This is a genomic window from Vibrio sp. T20 (genome assembly GCF_007858795.1).
Lineage (GTDB): Bacteria > Pseudomonadota > Gammaproteobacteria > Enterobacterales > Vibrionaceae > Vibrio > Vibrio satsumensis.
In genome coordinates, this window is record NZ_VFEB01000141.1 from 34,198 (window position 1) to 49,795 (window position 15,598).

The 15,598-nt window shown below is 45.3% G+C and carries 13 protein-coding genes; 11 read left to right on the forward strand and 2 right to left on the reverse strand.

Translation table 11 applies throughout. The features are described from left to right. Positions 1 to 102 precede the first annotated feature (102 nt). Positions 103 to 1,296, forward strand: a complete 1,194-nt coding sequence (locus FTW16_RS17200; protein ID WP_146491956.1) for an NAD(P)/FAD-dependent oxidoreductase — start codon at positions 103 to 105, stop codon at positions 1,294 to 1,296. 128 nt (positions 1,297 to 1,424) lie between these two features. Here the strand turns inward: FTW16_RS17200 and FTW16_RS17205 are convergent, their stop codons facing one another. Further along, positions 1,425 to 2,318 (reverse strand): DMT family transporter, encoded by an 894-nt coding sequence (locus tag FTW16_RS17205; protein ID WP_048607574.1) that lies wholly within the window; start codon positions 2,316 to 2,318, stop codon positions 1,425 to 1,427. A 138-nt stretch (positions 2,319 to 2,456) separates the two neighbouring features. Between FTW16_RS17205 and rmuC the strand changes: the two genes are divergently transcribed. From rmuC to tatC, 7 genes are all read left to right on the forward strand, one after another. Next, on the forward strand, positions 2,457 to 3,989 hold the full coding sequence (rmuC, locus tag FTW16_RS17210; RefSeq protein WP_146491957.1) for a DNA recombination protein RmuC: 1,533 nt from the start codon (positions 2,457 to 2,459) through the stop codon (positions 3,987 to 3,989). A 65-nt stretch (positions 3,990 to 4,054) separates the two neighbouring features. Then, positions 4,055 to 4,834, forward strand: a complete 780-nt coding sequence (gene ubiE, locus FTW16_RS17215) for a bifunctional demethylmenaquinone methyltransferase/2-methoxy-6-polyprenyl-1,4-benzoquinol methylase UbiE (protein ID WP_026012235.1) — start codon at positions 4,055 to 4,057, stop codon at positions 4,832 to 4,834. A 98-nt stretch (positions 4,835 to 4,932) separates the two neighbouring features. Next, on the forward strand, positions 4,933 to 5,538 hold the full coding sequence (locus FTW16_RS17220; RefSeq protein WP_146491958.1) for an SCP2 domain-containing protein: 606 nt from the start codon (positions 4,933 to 4,935) through the stop codon (positions 5,536 to 5,538). Beyond that, a complete protein-coding gene (gene ubiB / locus FTW16_RS17225) occupies positions 5,535 to 7,169 on the forward strand; it encodes a ubiquinone biosynthesis regulatory protein kinase UbiB (protein WP_146491959.1) in 1,635 nt (544 codons plus the stop codon). Before FTW16_RS17220 ends, ubiB begins: the two co-directional genes overlap by 4 nt. Before the next feature lie 53 nt (positions 7,170 to 7,222). Next, a complete protein-coding gene (gene tatA / locus FTW16_RS17230) occupies positions 7,223 to 7,477 on the forward strand; it encodes a Sec-independent protein translocase subunit TatA (RefSeq protein WP_017060154.1) in 255 nt (84 codons plus the stop codon). Between the two features lie 3 nt (positions 7,478 to 7,480). Continuing rightward, positions 7,481 to 7,888 carry a Sec-independent protein translocase protein TatB gene (gene tatB, locus FTW16_RS17235; protein ID WP_146491960.1) on the forward strand — a complete coding sequence of 136 codons (408 nt, stop codon included), beginning with the start codon at positions 7,481 to 7,483 and terminating at the stop codon, positions 7,886 to 7,888. Positions 7,889 to 8,052: 164 nt separating this feature from the next. After that, on the forward strand, positions 8,053 to 8,808 hold the full coding sequence (gene tatC, locus FTW16_RS17240; protein ID WP_017060156.1) for a twin-arginine translocase subunit TatC: 756 nt from the start codon (positions 8,053 to 8,055) through the stop codon (positions 8,806 to 8,808). A 288-nt stretch (positions 8,809 to 9,096) separates the two neighbouring features. Here the strand turns inward: tatC and FTW16_RS17245 are convergent, their stop codons facing one another. Further along, positions 9,097 to 9,858 (reverse strand): TatD family hydrolase, encoded by a 762-nt coding sequence (locus FTW16_RS17245; RefSeq protein WP_146491961.1) that lies wholly within the window; start codon positions 9,856 to 9,858, stop codon positions 9,097 to 9,099. 208 nt (positions 9,859 to 10,066) lie between these two features. Here FTW16_RS17245 and hemB point away from each other — a divergent pair, with 208 nt between their 5' ends. From hemB to polA, 3 genes are all read left to right on the forward strand, one after another. Beyond that, positions 10,067 to 11,110, forward strand: a complete 1,044-nt coding sequence (gene hemB / locus FTW16_RS17250) for a porphobilinogen synthase (protein ID WP_146491962.1) — start codon at positions 10,067 to 10,069, stop codon at positions 11,108 to 11,110. A 76-nt stretch (positions 11,111 to 11,186) separates the two neighbouring features. Further along, a complete protein-coding gene (locus tag FTW16_RS17255; protein WP_146491963.1) occupies positions 11,187 to 11,621 on the forward strand; it encodes a GNAT family N-acetyltransferase in 435 nt (144 codons plus the stop codon). A 679-nt stretch (positions 11,622 to 12,300) separates the two neighbouring features. Beyond that, the gene (gene polA, locus FTW16_RS17260; protein WP_146491964.1) at positions 12,301 to 15,114 is read left to right on the forward strand and encodes a DNA polymerase I; all 2,814 of its coding nucleotides are present in this window, start codon (positions 12,301 to 12,303) and stop codon (positions 15,112 to 15,114) included. The last annotated feature ends 484 nt before the right edge of the window (positions 15,115 to 15,598 follow it).

The following is a 15,598-nucleotide window of genomic DNA, read 5'->3' on the forward strand; positions in this document are numbered from 1 at the left end:
GCAATTAGTAAGGATGTGCTGTTTATGCACATCCTTTTTTATTGATGGCATTTCGAGAACAGGGCGTACTCGGGCTGCAAAAGTGAAGAAAAGCAGAACCACATGAGTGAAAAATTTGATGTAATCGTAATTGGTGCGGGCGCCGCAGGCTTAATGTGTGCTGCGGAAGCTGGTAAACGTGGCCGACGAGTGCTGGTGGTTGATCATGCGAAAAAGCCAGGCAGAAAAATTTTAATCTCAGGTGGCGGCCGTTGTAACTTCACTAACTACGATGTTTCAGCAAACAACTTCCTGTGTAACAACTCTCACTTCGTGAAATCAGCCTTATCTCAATACACCAACTGGGATTTCATCTCGATGGTGAGCAAGTACGGTATTGAGTTCGAAGAGCGCGATCACGGCCAATTGTTCTGTGTGAATGACCACACCGCAAAAGACATTGTGAGCATGTTGCTTGACGAGTGTAAGCAAGCGAAAGTCGAACAACGCTACCGTTGTGATGTTCACTCCATCGAAAAAACAGACGCTGGCTTCAAGATGCACCTCAATACCGACCAAGTTGAATGTGACTCATTGGTGGTAGCGACTGGTGGTTTGTCGATGCCTAAGCTGGGCGCAACGCCATTTGGCTATAAGATTGCCGAGCAATTTGGTTTGTCTGTAATGCCGACTACGGCGGGGCTAGTACCATTCACGCTGCATAAAGAAGACAAAGAAGATTTCGCAGAGCTTTCTGGTATCGCAATTCCTGCTGAGATCACGGCGCAAGACGGCACCTTGTTCAAAGAAGCGTTGCTGTTTACTCACCGCGGCTTATCTGGTCCTTCAGTACTGCAAATTTCTTCGTTCTGGAAAGCGGGTCAATCGGTTTCGATTAATCTAGTACCTGAAGTGGATGTGGCTGAGTTGCTGGCCAATTCTCGCGAGAAGCACCCAAATCAGAGTTTGAAAAATACTTTGGCGAAAGCACTGCCGAAGCGTTTTGTGGAAGTGTTGATTGACCGTAAAGAGCTGGAAGACAAACCGCTTAAGCAGTTCAATGAAAAGCAGCTTAGTGGTATTGTTGAGCACCTAGAGAACTGGAAAATTGCGCCAAACGGCACTGAAGGTTATCGAACGGCCGAAGTGACTCTAGGCGGTGTGGACACCAATCACTTATCTTCAAAAACCATGGAGTGTAAGAGCGTCTCCGGCCTCTACTTCATCGGTGAAGTAATGGACGTAACAGGTTGGCTTGGAGGCTATAACTTCCAATGGTGTTGGAGCTCAGGTTTTGCTGCGGGACAGTGGGTTTAAGTTTTCCCATAGATTTTAAATTACATAAAAATGGCGAGTCATACGGCTCGCCATTTTTGTATCTAGTTTAGCGTTAAAGGTAACTAAATTGATGGTTTTCGCGATCAATCGAGTCTTTTGGCTCTTATTTACGCAGCTTTGTTTTTAGAAAACTTGATCTGTTGAATCACCAAGCCAGCAATGATCAGTACCAAACCAAACAGTGTCGCTGGGTGAATCTCTTCACCAATGATGGTTGAAAGTAGCATCAGTGAGATAAATGGCGAGGCAAAAATCAGGTTGCTGATACGTGCTGTATTGTTGGTTAGCTTGAGTGCTGATAACCACAATACAAAGGTAATCCCCATCTCGAACAGACCAACGTAAGTCACCGCCATCCAACCCTTCGCCGTAATTTGGCTAAAGCTTTCGCCTTCGTAAAGGGTTAAACCGATCGCGAAGGGTAATGCAACTAAGAAACCAAGCAGCACGCCAACCACTGGGTCAGCCTTGTTTTTGGTGTTGAGAATCCAATATCCCGCCCAAAGTAGAGTAGAAAGCAGCGCCAGTGCCACACCGAGTGGGCTGTCGAACTGCATGCCTAACACATCGCCTTTGGTCGCAATAACTACCACACCCGCATAGCTGAAAGTACAGGCGATCCAATCTTGCTTACGAATCTTTTGCCCCAGAAAAACCGCCGCCATTAAGGTTAGCGTGATAGCCCAGCTGTAGTTGATAGCTTGAGCTTGAGAAGCGGGCAGCAGGTCGTAGGCTTTGAATAGGATCAGGTAATAGGCCAATGGGTTAACCAAGCCAAGCAGCAGGTAATACCAAGGGTTTGAAAGGAACGTTGTACTCAGCTGAGAAAGTTTGCCTTGAAAAGCGCAGACTGCGATCAGCGCAATCGACGACACAATGCTAGCGATAGTCAGCATTTGAATAGGTGAAAACTCAGCAAGGGTCAGCTTAAAAGCAGTAGCGACCGTTGACCACAGCAATACTGCGGAAAGGCCAAAGCCTAAGGCACGACGTTCGTTCATGGTAACTCATTCTAATTTGATGGGACAGAATACGGAGCGCCTAGTCTATCTGCCGAATTTTAATACGGCAAACTGGACATTTATCCAGTATCAAAATACCATTTAATGAGTTATTTCCAATTAGGCTAAATCATTATCATGCAATGGATTATCGAACATCAGGCAACGCTTATTGCTGCAATTTCTGGCGCGCTCGTCAGCGGTGGCGTCGTGGGTTGGTGGATTAAACAGAAGCTCTCTTTTCAGCAGCGATTGCTCGAACAGCAGCTAGAGTCCGATCGTTTGTTGCATGAATCTCAGCAATCTCAGCTCAAATCATCACTTGCAGAGGCGCAACAAGAACTCAATGAGTTAGATGATGACCGAGACAAAGCGGCATTCGAGCTCAAACAGGCGCACGGTAAGGTGATGGCTGCGATGGAAAAGCTGCGCTACTTTGAGGCGGTAAAGCAAGAGCGCCAGCAGTACGCTGATGAGATCAATGTGCTTAAGGATCACAAGTCTGAATTGGAAGCTGAACTTCGTGAGCAAGAGGCAAGGCACGATCAAGAAAACCTCGCCAATAGCGAAAAGCTGCAGTTGCTAGAACAAGCTGAATCTCGACTTAAGCAGCAGTTTGAGTTGTTAGCGAACCAACTGTTTGAGAGTAAAACTGCCAAGGTCGATCAGCAGAATAAGCAGAGCTTAGAAGGTTTGTTGTCTCCATTGAGAGAGCAGTTGGAAGGCTTTAAGAAACAAGTGAACGATAGCTTCAGCCAAGAAGCCAAAGAGCGTCATACCTTAGTGCACGAGCTTAAGAACCTACAACGTTTGAATGAGAGTATGACGCGTGAAGCGGTTAACCTGACTCAAGCGCTAAAGGGCGATAACAAACAGCAGGGTAACTGGGGCGAAGTGGTACTGGCTCGCGTGCTTGCTGAATCAGGGCTACGCGAAGGCCACGAATACCAAACGCAAGTGAATCTGCAAAACGATGCAGGCAAGCGTTACCAGCCGGATGTGATCGTTCATCTGCCACAAGATAAGCAAGTGGTGGTCGATTCGAAAATGGCGTTGGTGGCGTTTGAGCGCTATTTCAATGCCGAAACCGACCAACAACGCGATGCCGCACTGCGTGATCACTTGGTGTCACTGCGAGCGCACATTAAAGGCTTGAGCCAGAAAGATTATCATCAGCTCAAAGGCATACAGAGTCTGGATTATGTGTTGATGTTTATCCCGGTTGAGCCAGCATTCCAAGTGGCGATTCAGGCGGATCCTAGCTTGGTTAAAGATGCGATGGAGCAAAACATTATCTTGGTTAGCCCAACTACTCTGCTGGTGGCACTGCGGACCATTGATAACTTATGGCGCAACGACAGACAAAACCAGAACGCACAAGTTATCGCGGAACGTGCGAGCAAGCTTTACGACAAGCTGCGCCTGTTTGTTGATGATATGGAAGGCCTTGGCAGCTCACTTGATAGAGCCAACCAAAGTTATCAAGGGGCGATGAATAAGTTAGTCACAGGGCGGGGCAATGTGATTCGTCAGGCTGAAAGCTTCAAGCAATTGGGGGTTGAAGTGAAGAAACCGATTTCGATTGGTTTGGCTGAAATGGCGCAAAATGAGGCTTTTTCAGAAAATGCCTCCTTAGTAGAAAGACAACCTGCTGAGGATAAAGTAAACTAATCGGCCGCAGCGCCTCTAAATACAAAGAGCGCTGTCGATGAGAACTTACCATGGTAGATAACAGCATTATGGACACAAGCGTGCAGACAAATTCAGCAGTAGAGTCAGAAACCACACACTTTGGTTTCGAAACAGTCGCAAAAGACGAAAAAGTCGCGAAAGTAGCAGAGGTATTTCACTCTGTAGCCGCTAAATACGACATCATGAATGACTTAATGTCGGGTGGTGTTCACCGCTTGTGGAAGCGATTCACGATTGATTGCAGTGGCGTTCGCCCGGGTCAACGTATCCTTGACCTTGGTGGTGGTACTGGCGACCTGACTGCGAAGTTCTCGCGTATCGTTGGTGAAAAAGGCCACGTGGTTCTTGCTGATATCAACAACTCAATGCTGAATGTTGGTCGTGATAAGCTGCGTGATAGCGGTATTGTTGGCAACGTACATTACGTTCAAGCAAACGCTGAAGAGCTGCCTTTCCCAGACAACTACTTCGATTGCATTACTATCAGCTTCTGTCTGCGTAACGTAACCGATAAAGACCAAGCGCTACGTTCAATGTACCGCGTGCTTAAGCCAGGTGGTCGTCTGTTGGTTCTTGAGTTTTCTAAGCCAGTACTTGAGCCGCTATCAAAGGTTTACGATGCATACTCTTTCCACCTGTTGCCAAAAATGGGTGAGCTGATTGCTAACGATGCAGACAGCTATCGTTACCTTGCAGAATCTATCCGCATGCACCCTAACCAAGAAACCTTGGAAGGTATGATGCAGGAAGCGGGTTTCGAGAATACTAAATACTTCAACCTAACGGGCGGCATTGTTGCGCTGCACCGCGGTTACAAGTTCTAGTCGAACTTGGTAGCAGGCTCGTAGGGCGTGCTAAACAATAAGAATAAAGACAGAACGGATAGGTTAAGGCTTATCCGTTTTCAAAGGTAAGGACAGTCATGCCATTTGATCCATTGGTAACCGCGGTTATTGAAACCTCTTTAAATACTTTCGTGAACGATGACCCAGTCTTGGTTCGTCGTTTGTCTCGTTTAAAGGGGCAGATCATTCAAGTTAATTTGAAAGAGTTGAATAAAACACTCACTTTCGTTTTCAGCCAGCAAATCGATGTGTTGTCGGAATACGAAGGGCAGCCTGATTGCTACCTATCTTTGAACCTATCGGTGTTACCTGAACTGCGTGAGCAATCGAACATCACTAAGCTTATCAAGCAAGATAAGCTGATCTTAGAGGGTGATATTCAACTGGCACAGAAATTTGCTCAGCTGATGACAGACTGCAAGCCTGACTTGGAAGAGTGGTTATCTCGTGTGACGGGTGATGTCGTAGCGCATACCTTGGTCCAAGGCGTTAAAAACGTCGGTGGTTTTGTGGCGAAGCAAGCCACTAAGCATCAAAACCACCTCGCTCAGGTATTAACTGAAGAGTGGAAGATTGCTCCTGCGCCATTAGAGGTGGCACATTTTTGCGATCAGGTTGATGACGTAAAAAGCTCTGCTGCTCGTCTTGAAGCTAAGTTGAACGCTCTGTTGGAGAAAGCATGACCCCAACAGAACTGAAACGTCTTTATCATATTATCAAGGTACAGTTGGAATACGGCCTTGATGAGTTGATGCCGGAACACCAACTGACTAAAGCTCCTTTGCTGGCGCGAAAGTCACTGTTTTGGTTTAAGAACAAGCATCAAGATAAAGAGTTGGGTCATCGCTTGCGTCTTGCGTTGCAAGAACTTGGCCCTGTGTGGATCAAGTTTGGACAGATGATGTCGACCCGTCGTGATTTGTTCCCCCCTCATATAGCCGATCAGTTGGCGTTGTTGCAGGACCAAGTTGCGCCGTTTGATGGTCAACTGGCTAAGCAAGATATGGAAAAGGCGCTGGGTGGCAGTTTAGATAACTGGTTTACCGACTTTGAGATCGAGCCGCTTGCTTCTGCTTCTATCGCTCAGGTGCATACTGCCAAGCTTAAAGAGAGCGGTCGAGAGATTGTTCTGAAGGTCATTCGACCTGATATTCGCCCGGTGATTGATGCAGATCTAAAACTGATGCACCGAATGGCGCGTATAGTCGCTAAGTCGCTTCCTGAAGCACGTCGTTTGAAACCAGTTGAAGTCGTTCATGAGTACGAGAAAACATTACTTGATGAACTAGACCTGCGCCGAGAGGCGGCTAATGCGATTCAACTGCGACGTAATTTTGAAGGCAGTGAAGAGTTGTATGTCCCTGAGGTTATCCCTGATTTAAGCAGTGAAACCCTGATGGTGTCAGAGCGAATCTATGGGATTCAAGTATCCGATATTGAGACGCTAGAAGCCAACGGCACCAACATGAAATTGCTGGCGGAACGTGGTGTGACGGTATTCTTCACCCAAGTATTCCGAGACAGCTTTTTCCATGCAGACATGCACCCGGGCAACGTATTCGTTAACCCAGAGAATCCAGATAACCCTCAGTGGATTGGTTTGGATTGTGGCATTGTCGGCACGCTCAACAGCGAAGATAAGCGCTATTTAGCAGAGAATCTGTTGGCTTTCTTTAATCGAGATTACCGTAAGGTTGCAGAGCTACACGTTGATTCGGGGTGGGTTCCACACGACACCAACGTCAATGATTTTGAGTTCGCGATTCGTATGGTGTGTGAGCCAATTTTTGCAAAACCACTTGGCGAGATCTCATTTGGCCATGTGTTGCTAAACTTATTTAATACAGCAAGACGTTTCAACATGGAGGTTCAGCCTCAGTTGGTACTTCTACAGAAGACCTTGTTGTATGTGGAAGGCCTAGGTCGCCAGTTATATCCGCAACTTGATTTGTGGGCAACTGCCAAGCCTTTCCTTGAAACCTGGATGATGAATCAGGTGGGGCCGCAAGCTGTGATCAACGCAGTAAAAGAGCGCGCGCCATTCTGGGCAGAAAAACTGCCAGAGCTGCCAGAGCTACTTTATGACAGCTTGCGCCAAGGTAAAGCGATGAACCACAGAATGGATCAGCTTTATCAAGGCTACCGAGATAGTAAGCGTCAGCAAGCAACTGGAAAGTTTTTGTTTGGCGTTGGAGCCACTTTAGTCGTATGCTCCGCAATATTAGTTTCAAGCCCTTATGAGCAGCTATCTATGGGCTGTGGCATCGCAGGTGTCACATTTTGGTTGCTTAGTTGGCGAGCTTACCGTCGTTAGACAGTAGACTCTCTTAATATTTTTATGTGTAGACAGACCCGAGGACAATGACAATGGGTGGTATCAGTATTTGGCAACTTCTAATCATTGCTGTAATTGTAATTTTGCTATTCGGAACAAAGAAACTGCGCGGTATGGGTGGTGACTTAGGTTCAGCGGTTAAAGGCTTCAAAAAAGCGATGAGCGATGAAGACAAGCCTGCAGATAAGAAAGATGCAGACTTCGAACCAAAGAATATTGAACAGCAGAAGACAGAAGCTCACGCTGAAACAACTGCTGAAACAAAGAAAGACAAAGAGCAGGCCTAAATCGTGTTTGATATCGGTTTTTGGGAACTGGTATTAATATCTGTCGTTGGGTTAGTGGTTTTAGGGCCTGAGCGTTTGCCCGTGGCGATTCGCAGTATTTCCAAGTTTGTTGGACAAGCGAAAAGCATGGCAAACAGTGTGAAAGATGAACTTTCTCATGAGCTTAAGGTGCAAGAGCTGCAAGAAAACCTACGCAAGGCGGAAAAAATGGGAATGGAAGATTTATCTCCAGACCTTAAAGCGTCAGTCGATGAACTCAAGCAGGCCGCTGCTGAGGTTCAACGTCCGTATGCTAAGCCTGAGTCTGATGAGCCAAGTGAGACTAAACCTAGTGTCACGGAAACTGTGGAATCTGAAACCATTCAGGTCAACAGCGAAGCTTCAGCACCGTCAGATAAGAAAGCCGAATAGTCTCGCAAGGAGGAGTCGCCGGATACTTGAGTCGCTAGATGTTTAAGTCGATAGCTATTCAAGTCGATACCTATTCAAGTGGATACCTATTCAAGTGGATACCAATTCAACTGGATAGATAGGTGTGCGGCTCCTTTTCGATCTTCCTGTTTAAGAGGTTTGACATGTCTTCGACTGAGCAGACACAGCCTTTAATTAGCCACCTTCTAGAACTACGTAATCGCCTACTACGTGCGATTGTCGCGGTGCTAGTGATATTTGTCGGGCTAATTTATTTTGCTAATGATATTTATGAATTCGTATCAGCACCTTTGGTAGATCGTCTACCGGAAGGGGCGACGATGATCGCAACCGATGTTGCATCGCCATTTTTCACACCACTGAAATTAACCTTGATCGCGTCTATATTTCTCGCGGTTCCATTTATTTTGTATCAGGTGTGGGCTTTTGTTGCTCCGGGTTTATACAAGCATGAAAAACGCTTGATCATGCCGCTATTGGCTTCAAGTTCATTGCTGTTTTACTGTGGTGTGGCGTTCGCTTACTTTATTGTATTCCCGTTGGTATTTGGCTTTTTTACGGCCATATCATTAGGGGGAGTAGAGTTCGCAACCGACATCTCAAGCTATCTTGATTTTGTACTCGCGCTGTTCTTTGCTTTTGGTATTGCCTTTGAAGTGCCAGTTGCGATTATCTTGTTGTGTTGGACGGGTGCAACAACGCCTCAATCTTTGTCTGAAAAGCGTCCTTACATTGTTGTGGGTGCTTTCATCATCGGTATGATGCTGACACCACCAGATATGATCTCGCAAACACTGTTGGCGATTCCAATGTGTATTTTGTTTGAGATTGGTCTGTTCTTCGCACGTTTTTATACGCGTAAGCCAGATGCGGATGAAGAGGAAGAAGCTGAATCTTGATTTGGAATGCTTCAGTAAAAATTACATAATAAAAAAGCGGCCTAGGGCCGCTTTTTTATTATGTCTGTTTATCGAATCTTTAACTGATAGCCACAGTTCTGACATATATAGAGCTCTTTGATGCCCCAAATTTTATGCCATAGAGTTCGATGTTGACGTTGTAAGTGCTGTGAATGGTCACACATAATCAACTACCTCCATATGCAGGTGGTTGATACTATACATGTCACTTAGCTTTCTCAAATAAATTCAGGAAAAATCCGTAATAATTACTTATTAATAGATTTGTTATAAATTAAACAATGATTTAGCATTGATAGTGGTTATGTTTTCGACTTCTTTAAGAGTAATTCCGCGTAATTCGGCGATGCGTTTTGCCACCAATTCTGTGTAGGCCGGTTCATTGCGTTTGCCGCGATTTGGTGTAGGTGCCAAGTAGGGGCAATCTGTTTCTAGGATGACGTAATTCATATCCAGATGTGGGATCACCTTATCCATTCCTGAATTCTTAAAGGTCGAAACACCACCTAATCCGAGGTGAAAGCCGAGCGCGTTGATCGCTTGAGCCTCTTTTAAGCTGCTGCCAAAACAGTGGAATACGCCACGTAAGCTGCCATCTTGTTCTTTACGAAGTAGGGCAAGTGTCTCTTCAATAGAATCACGAGTGTGGATCACCACAGGTAGATCGAGCTCTTTGGCCCATTGCAGTTGAGTCACAAACGCCATCTCTTGTTCAACCTTGAAAGTTTTATCCCAGTACAAGTCGATGCCAATCTCACCCACAGCGATAAAATCATGCTTATCAAACCAAGCTCGAATGGTTTTGAGGGTTTGCTCGATATTCGCATCCACATAACAAGGGTGTAAGCCCATCATTGAACGGCACACATCAGGAAACTGAGCTTCCGTCGCTAGCATTGGTTCGATAGATTCTAAATCGATGTTCGGCAATAGAATGGTATCAATCCCTTGAGCCAGTGCGCGCTCTACAACTTGCTCGCGGTCTTCATCAAATTCGCTCGCGTAAATATGAGCATGAGTGTCGATCATTGTTTTGTCCTGAAAGCGGTCTTTACTGAGTTGTCATGAGTATACGGCAGTGTGAGGAGAAGGTCATTTTTTGCCATTTATCCCTGTTTTTGAGTGGGTTTTATATTTTACTGCTAGCGTCCTGAGCCATCAGTGATATGCTTTTGCCTGTATTTAGCACTTTTCATATCTAAGTATTTCGGTGCTTAGACTAGGCAAGGAGAATCTAGTGTCTGTTTCAATTCAAGGTCAATTCCCAGGTCGCCGTATGCGCCGCATGCGTAAGCACGACTTTAGCCGTCGCCTAATGGCAGAAAATCAATTGTCTGTGGATGATCTAATCTACCCAATGTTTATCCTGATGGGTAAAGACCGCCGCGAGCCTGTCGAGTCCATGCCGGGTGTTGAACGTCTGTCGATCGATCTTATGCTTGAGGAAGCGGATTACCTTTCTAAATTGGGTGTTCCTGCGATTGCTCTATTCCCAGTCGTGAACCAAGATGCTAAAAGCTTATGCGCGGCTGAAGCCCATAACTCTGAAGGTTTGGTTCAACGTGCTGTACGTTCACTTAAAGAGCACGTGCCAAATATTGGCGTTATTACTGATGTCGCGTTAGACCCATTCACCACACACGGCCAAGACGGCATCATCGACGAAGATGGTTACGTGATGAATGATGAGACGACTGAAGTCTTGATCAAGCAAGCACTATCACACGCTGAAGCGGGTGCTGACGTGGTTGCACCATCGGACATGATGGATGGTCGTATTGGTAAGATCCGTGAAGCGTTAGAAGAAGCGGGCTATATTCATACTCAGATTATGGCGTACTCTGCGAAATACGCATCGTGCTATTACGGCCCATTCCGCGACGCAGTCGGCAGTGCTTCGAATCTGAAAGGTGGTAACAAGAAGAACTACCAGATGGATCCTGCAAACAGCGATGAAGCGATTCACGAAGTCGCGATGGATCTTAATGAAGGTGCCGACATGGTGATGGTTAAGCCTGGTATGCCTTATCTAGACATCGTGCGCCGTGTTAAGCATGAACTGCAAGCGCCGACATTTGCTTACCAAGTGTCTGGTGAATACGCGATGCACAAAGCAGCAATTCAAAACGGTTGGCTAAAAGAGCGCGACACCGTTATGGAATCACTGCTGTGCTTTAAGCGTGCTGGTGCCGACGGCATTCTTACTTACTTTGCTAAAGATGTTGCTGAGTGGCTTGCAGAAGACAATGCACAAGCTGCAGAGCACTTAAAAGAAAAGTAATCGTGTAGAGTTCACTTAAGTGATCAGTTAAGGGTTGGCCAGTGTGCCAGCCCTTTCGTTTATAAGGATGGATAAGATGTCAGTTGTTGTACGTGAAGGCTCGTTAGAAGAGGTGGTGTCTGTTGTCGAACAGATCTCTGAGTTCGCTAAAAAAGAAAGTATCGCTTCCCTTTCAGAGCGACTGACAGGGAAAAAGAACCTTATCTTAGTGGCTGAAGAATCTGGCGTGTTGCTCGGTTTTAAGATCGGCTATGAATTGGATCAGCATACTTTTTACAGCTGGTTTGGTGGCGTGTCACCGCTCGCGAGGAACAAAGGCGTAGCACAGGCGCAATTAGATGCTCAGGAACAGTGGGCGCAAGAGCAGGGCTATAGGCAGTTAAAGGTTAAGTCCCGTAACCAGTTCCCTGCAATGTTGCGCCTGTTATTAAGAAACGGTTACTTAATCGAAAAATTTGAAGAAAAAGAAGACATTAATGACCATAGAATCCATTTTTTTAAGCAAATTTGAGCACTGGCGTTAACAGTCTATAAATTAAATGAGATTTATTCTCACTTAAGTGTTGACTATTAAATGAGAATCATTATTATTAACTTCGTCTTAGGGAATGAGGAAATGTTCACAAGGATGTTAAGTACTCAAGTATCTACTTGGTTACCCAACAGAATTCTCGCGAACTTGTACTAAGTTCTTTTTGACACGACATTGCTCACATTGCTTCCAGTGTAATTTATAGCTTTTAGGTAAAGCTGTGATATTCAATTTGAATAGCTTTACCGGTTTTTGCTAGGCGACATCTTCGGGTGTCGCTTTTTTTATACCTACCAATTCAACAATATGCATATTTAGTGGCACGTATTTTTATGAATAAAACGCCACCAGCATTCTTTTCCACAACGCAAGATCGAGAAAAGATCGTTGATCATATGTTCGATCTGTAAAATTATTCTTTATTTTCAATTGTTTATTGGTATTTTTTGAGTTGTTTACCTTAGTTCTCAACAGGGTGGATAAATAATATAAACAGAGTTATCCACAGAACGCTTGCGTCTAAGAACAAAAAATAACAACAAATCGATTATAACGAACACAACCGAGTGAACGGATACAGATCGACAACGTGGAATCCAACCAACAGACGTGGCATTCTTAACAGATAATTTCTGTACTTACTGGATACACAAACATTATGGCTCGTATTCCTGATAATCCATTGATTCTGATCGATGGCTCTTCTTACCTATATCGCGCGTTCCATGCTTACCCTGGCACAATGAGCAATGGTGATATCCCAACTAACGCTGTTTATGGTGTAGTTAACATGCTGCGCAGCATGATGCGTCAATTTGCTTCTGATCGTATTGCGGTAATTTTTGATGCGAAAGGAAAGACGTTCCGTGATGACATGTACCCAGAGTACAAGGCAAATCGTCCACCTATGCCTGATGATCTTCGTTGCCAGATTGAGCCTTTGCACAATGTGATTCGTGCAATGGGTTTGCCACTTATCTCTATTCCCGGCGTTGAAGCGGATGATGTGATCGGTACGCTTGCTTCTCAAGCTTCTGCGATGGGTATGCCTGTGCTCATTAGTACTGGCGATAAAGATATGGCGCAGCTTGTCGATGACAACGTTACTCTGATCAACACCATGACCAACGTGGTAATGGATCGTGAAGGCGTGATTGAGAAGTTTGGTATCCCGCCAGAGCTTATTATCGATTACCTGGCGCTGATGGGCGATAAAGTCGATAACATTCCTGGTGTTCCGGGTGTCGGTGATAAAACAGCAACAGCCCTTCTACAAGGTATTGGTAGCATCGAAAAGCTGTATCAAAACCTTGATGATATTGCCGCTCTTGGCTTCCGTGGTTCAAAAACGATGGCTAAGAAGCTGATTGATAATAAAGACAACGCTGAGATGTCTTACGAGCTTGCAACAATCAAACTCGACGTCGAGCTAGAAGAGACGCCTGAGTCGCTTGTAAAAGCACAACCAAACACGGATGAGCTGATTAAGCTATACGGTCAACTGGTCTTCAAATCTTGGCTAAACGAGCTACTTGAAGGCGGCAGTGGTGTGGTTGAAGCGGATGAGAAATCTGCCGCAGCGGGAGCTGGATCAGTACGCAGCAGCGCTTCTGCAACAACGTCTACTGTAGAGATGAATACGTCTGCCGTGACGATTGATCGCAGCAACTACGAAACCATCTTAGATGAAGCCTCTTTTAATGCGTGGCTAGAGAAACTGAAAGCGTCAGAGGTGTTTGCCTTTGATACTGAAACAGACAGCCTAGATTACATGGTCGCTAACCTTGTTGGTCTATCATTCGCAACCGAAGAAGGCGTTGCCGCTTACGTACCGGTTGCCCATGATTACCTAGATGCACCTCAGCAGCTGGATCGTGACTGGGTACTTGAACAGCTTAAGCCTATTCTCGAAGATGACGCACAAGCGAAAGTAGGTCAGAACCTGAAATACGATATGAGTGTGCTAGCGCGCTACGGTATCGAGATGAAAGGCATAAAACACGACACTATGTTGGCGTCTTACGTTTTCAATAGTGTTGGCGGCAAGCATGATATGGATAGCCTAGCGCTACGTTTCCTACAACACAGCTGCATCTCGTTTGAGCAGATCGCAGGTAAAGGTAAGAAGCAGCTTACTTTCAACCAGATTGAGCTGGGTGAGGCGTCTCCATACGCAGCAGAAGATGCGGACGTAACACTGCATCTTCATAACCGCTTAATGGAAAACATCGAGCAAGATGAAAAACTAAAAGCGATTTATGAAGAGATCGAAGTACCGCTGATTCCAGTGATGTCTCGTATTGAACGCACAGGTGTATTCATCGATGACATGTTGCTAGGCGCTCAATCGCAAGAGATTGCGGTTCGTCTTGATGAGCTAGAACAGAAAGCTTACGAGATTGCAGAGCAAGAGTTCAACATGAACTCACCAAAACAGCTGCAAGCGATTCTTTTTGAAAAAATGGGTCTACCTGTTATTAAGAAAACGCCATCAGGTGCACCTTCAACCAATGAAGAAGTGCTACAAGAACTCGCACTTGATTACCCGCTACCTAAGCTGATCATTGAGTATCGTGGCCTTGCGAAACTGAAGTCTACCTACACAGATAAGCTGCCGAAGATGATCAATGCTGAAACGGGCCGTGTTCATACGTCTTATCACCAAGCGGTGACAGCAACGGGTCGTTTGTCTTCGACGGATCCAAACTTACAGAACATCCCAATTCGTAATGAAGAAGGTCGTCGTATCCGCCAAGCATTCGTTGCACAACATGGTTGGAAGATTCTAGCGGTCGATTACTCTCAAATTGAATTGCGTATCATGGCCCACTTATCGGGTGATAAAGCGCTTCTGGAAGCGTTCCAACAAGGCAAAGATATTCACGCAGCAACTGCGGCTGAGATCATCGGCGTTAATATTGAGGATGTAACGACGGAACAACGTCGTCGTGCTAAGGCCGTTAACTTCGGTCTTATCTACGGTATGAGTGCCTTTGGTTTGGCTAAGCAGCTAGGGATTCCTCGTGGCGAAGCACAGCACTACATGGATACTTACTTCGAGCGCTACCCTGGTGTAATGCAGTACATGGAAGACACACGCAGTGCTGCTTCAGAGCAGGGCTTCGTTGAAACTATCTACGGTCGTCGTTTGCACCTTCCTGAAATTCACTCTCGTAATGGCATGCGTCGTAAAGCTGCTGAGCGTGCGGCGATCAACGCGCCAATGCAAGGTACAGCGGCAGACATCATCAAGAAAGCGATGCTATTGGTTGATGAGTGGATCCAAGCGGAAGGCGATGGTCGAGTTAAGTTATTGATGCAAGTACACGATGAATTGGTATTTGAAGTAGAAGAGTCATCTTTAGCCGAAATTGAAAGTAAAGTACAACAATTGATGGAATCAGCTGCAGAGCTAGAAGTTCCGCTAGTTGCGGAAGCTGGCCACGGTGACAACTGGGATCAAGCCCACTAATCAGTTTTTGACCTTATTGAGCAAATTAGTATGAGCCAGTGCACAAACACTGGCTTTTTTTTGTCTCAAATAAAGTTGAGTCGTAAGAAGCATTTGGATGTTTTAATAAAACATTCATGAAAAAAAACTACAAAAATTGTTTTCATTTCTGAGCAATTGTTGTACATTAAATCTCGTAGGGTACAGAGGTAAGATGTTCTATCTTTCAGACCTTTTGTTTCACGTTATTGGATTAGGCTGATTCAGCCGCCCCAGTCAGTATTTGACTGGGGCGTTTTTTCTTGTGCGAAAGAAAAATATTTCCAACCTATAATTCCCGCGTTAATCGGCTTCTTTTTAGTACCTTCTCTCTTCTTGTCGAAACTTTCTCTCTATCACTTGATTTGTCTTAAATCTGGAATTTGATCAGCAATTGGTAATTTAAATCCGTCTCTAGGTGGATTGTTTTATTCTTGGAAATAACTTTTATTTTACAAATTGCTCA

Coding starts and splice junctions, on each gene's coding strand:
- FTW16_RS17220 (WP_146491958.1), top strand. CDS start 4,933: ATGCCATTTGATCCATTGGTAACCGCGGTTATTGAAACCTCTTTAAAT.
- FTW16_RS17245 (WP_146491961.1), bottom strand. CDS start 9,858: ATGATCGACACTCATGCTCATATTTACGCGAGCGAATTTGATGAAGAC.
- tatA (WP_017060154.1), top strand. CDS start 7,223: ATGGGTGGTATCAGTATTTGGCAACTTCTAATCATTGCTGTAATTGTA.
- rmuC (WP_146491957.1), top strand. CDS start 2,457: ATGCAATGGATTATCGAACATCAGGCAACGCTTATTGCTGCAATTTCT.
- tatC (WP_017060156.1), top strand. CDS start 8,053: ATGTCTTCGACTGAGCAGACACAGCCTTTAATTAGCCACCTTCTAGAA.
- FTW16_RS17255 (WP_146491963.1), top strand. CDS start 11,187: ATGTCAGTTGTTGTACGTGAAGGCTCGTTAGAAGAGGTGGTGTCTGTT.
- FTW16_RS17200 (WP_146491956.1), top strand. CDS start 103: ATGAGTGAAAAATTTGATGTAATCGTAATTGGTGCGGGCGCCGCAGGC.
- polA (WP_146491964.1), top strand. CDS start 12,301: ATGGCTCGTATTCCTGATAATCCATTGATTCTGATCGATGGCTCTTCT.
- ubiB (WP_146491959.1), top strand. CDS start 5,535: ATGACCCCAACAGAACTGAAACGTCTTTATCATATTATCAAGGTACAG.
- FTW16_RS17205 (WP_048607574.1), bottom strand. CDS start 2,318: ATGAACGAACGTCGTGCCTTAGGCTTTGGCCTTTCCGCAGTATTGCTG.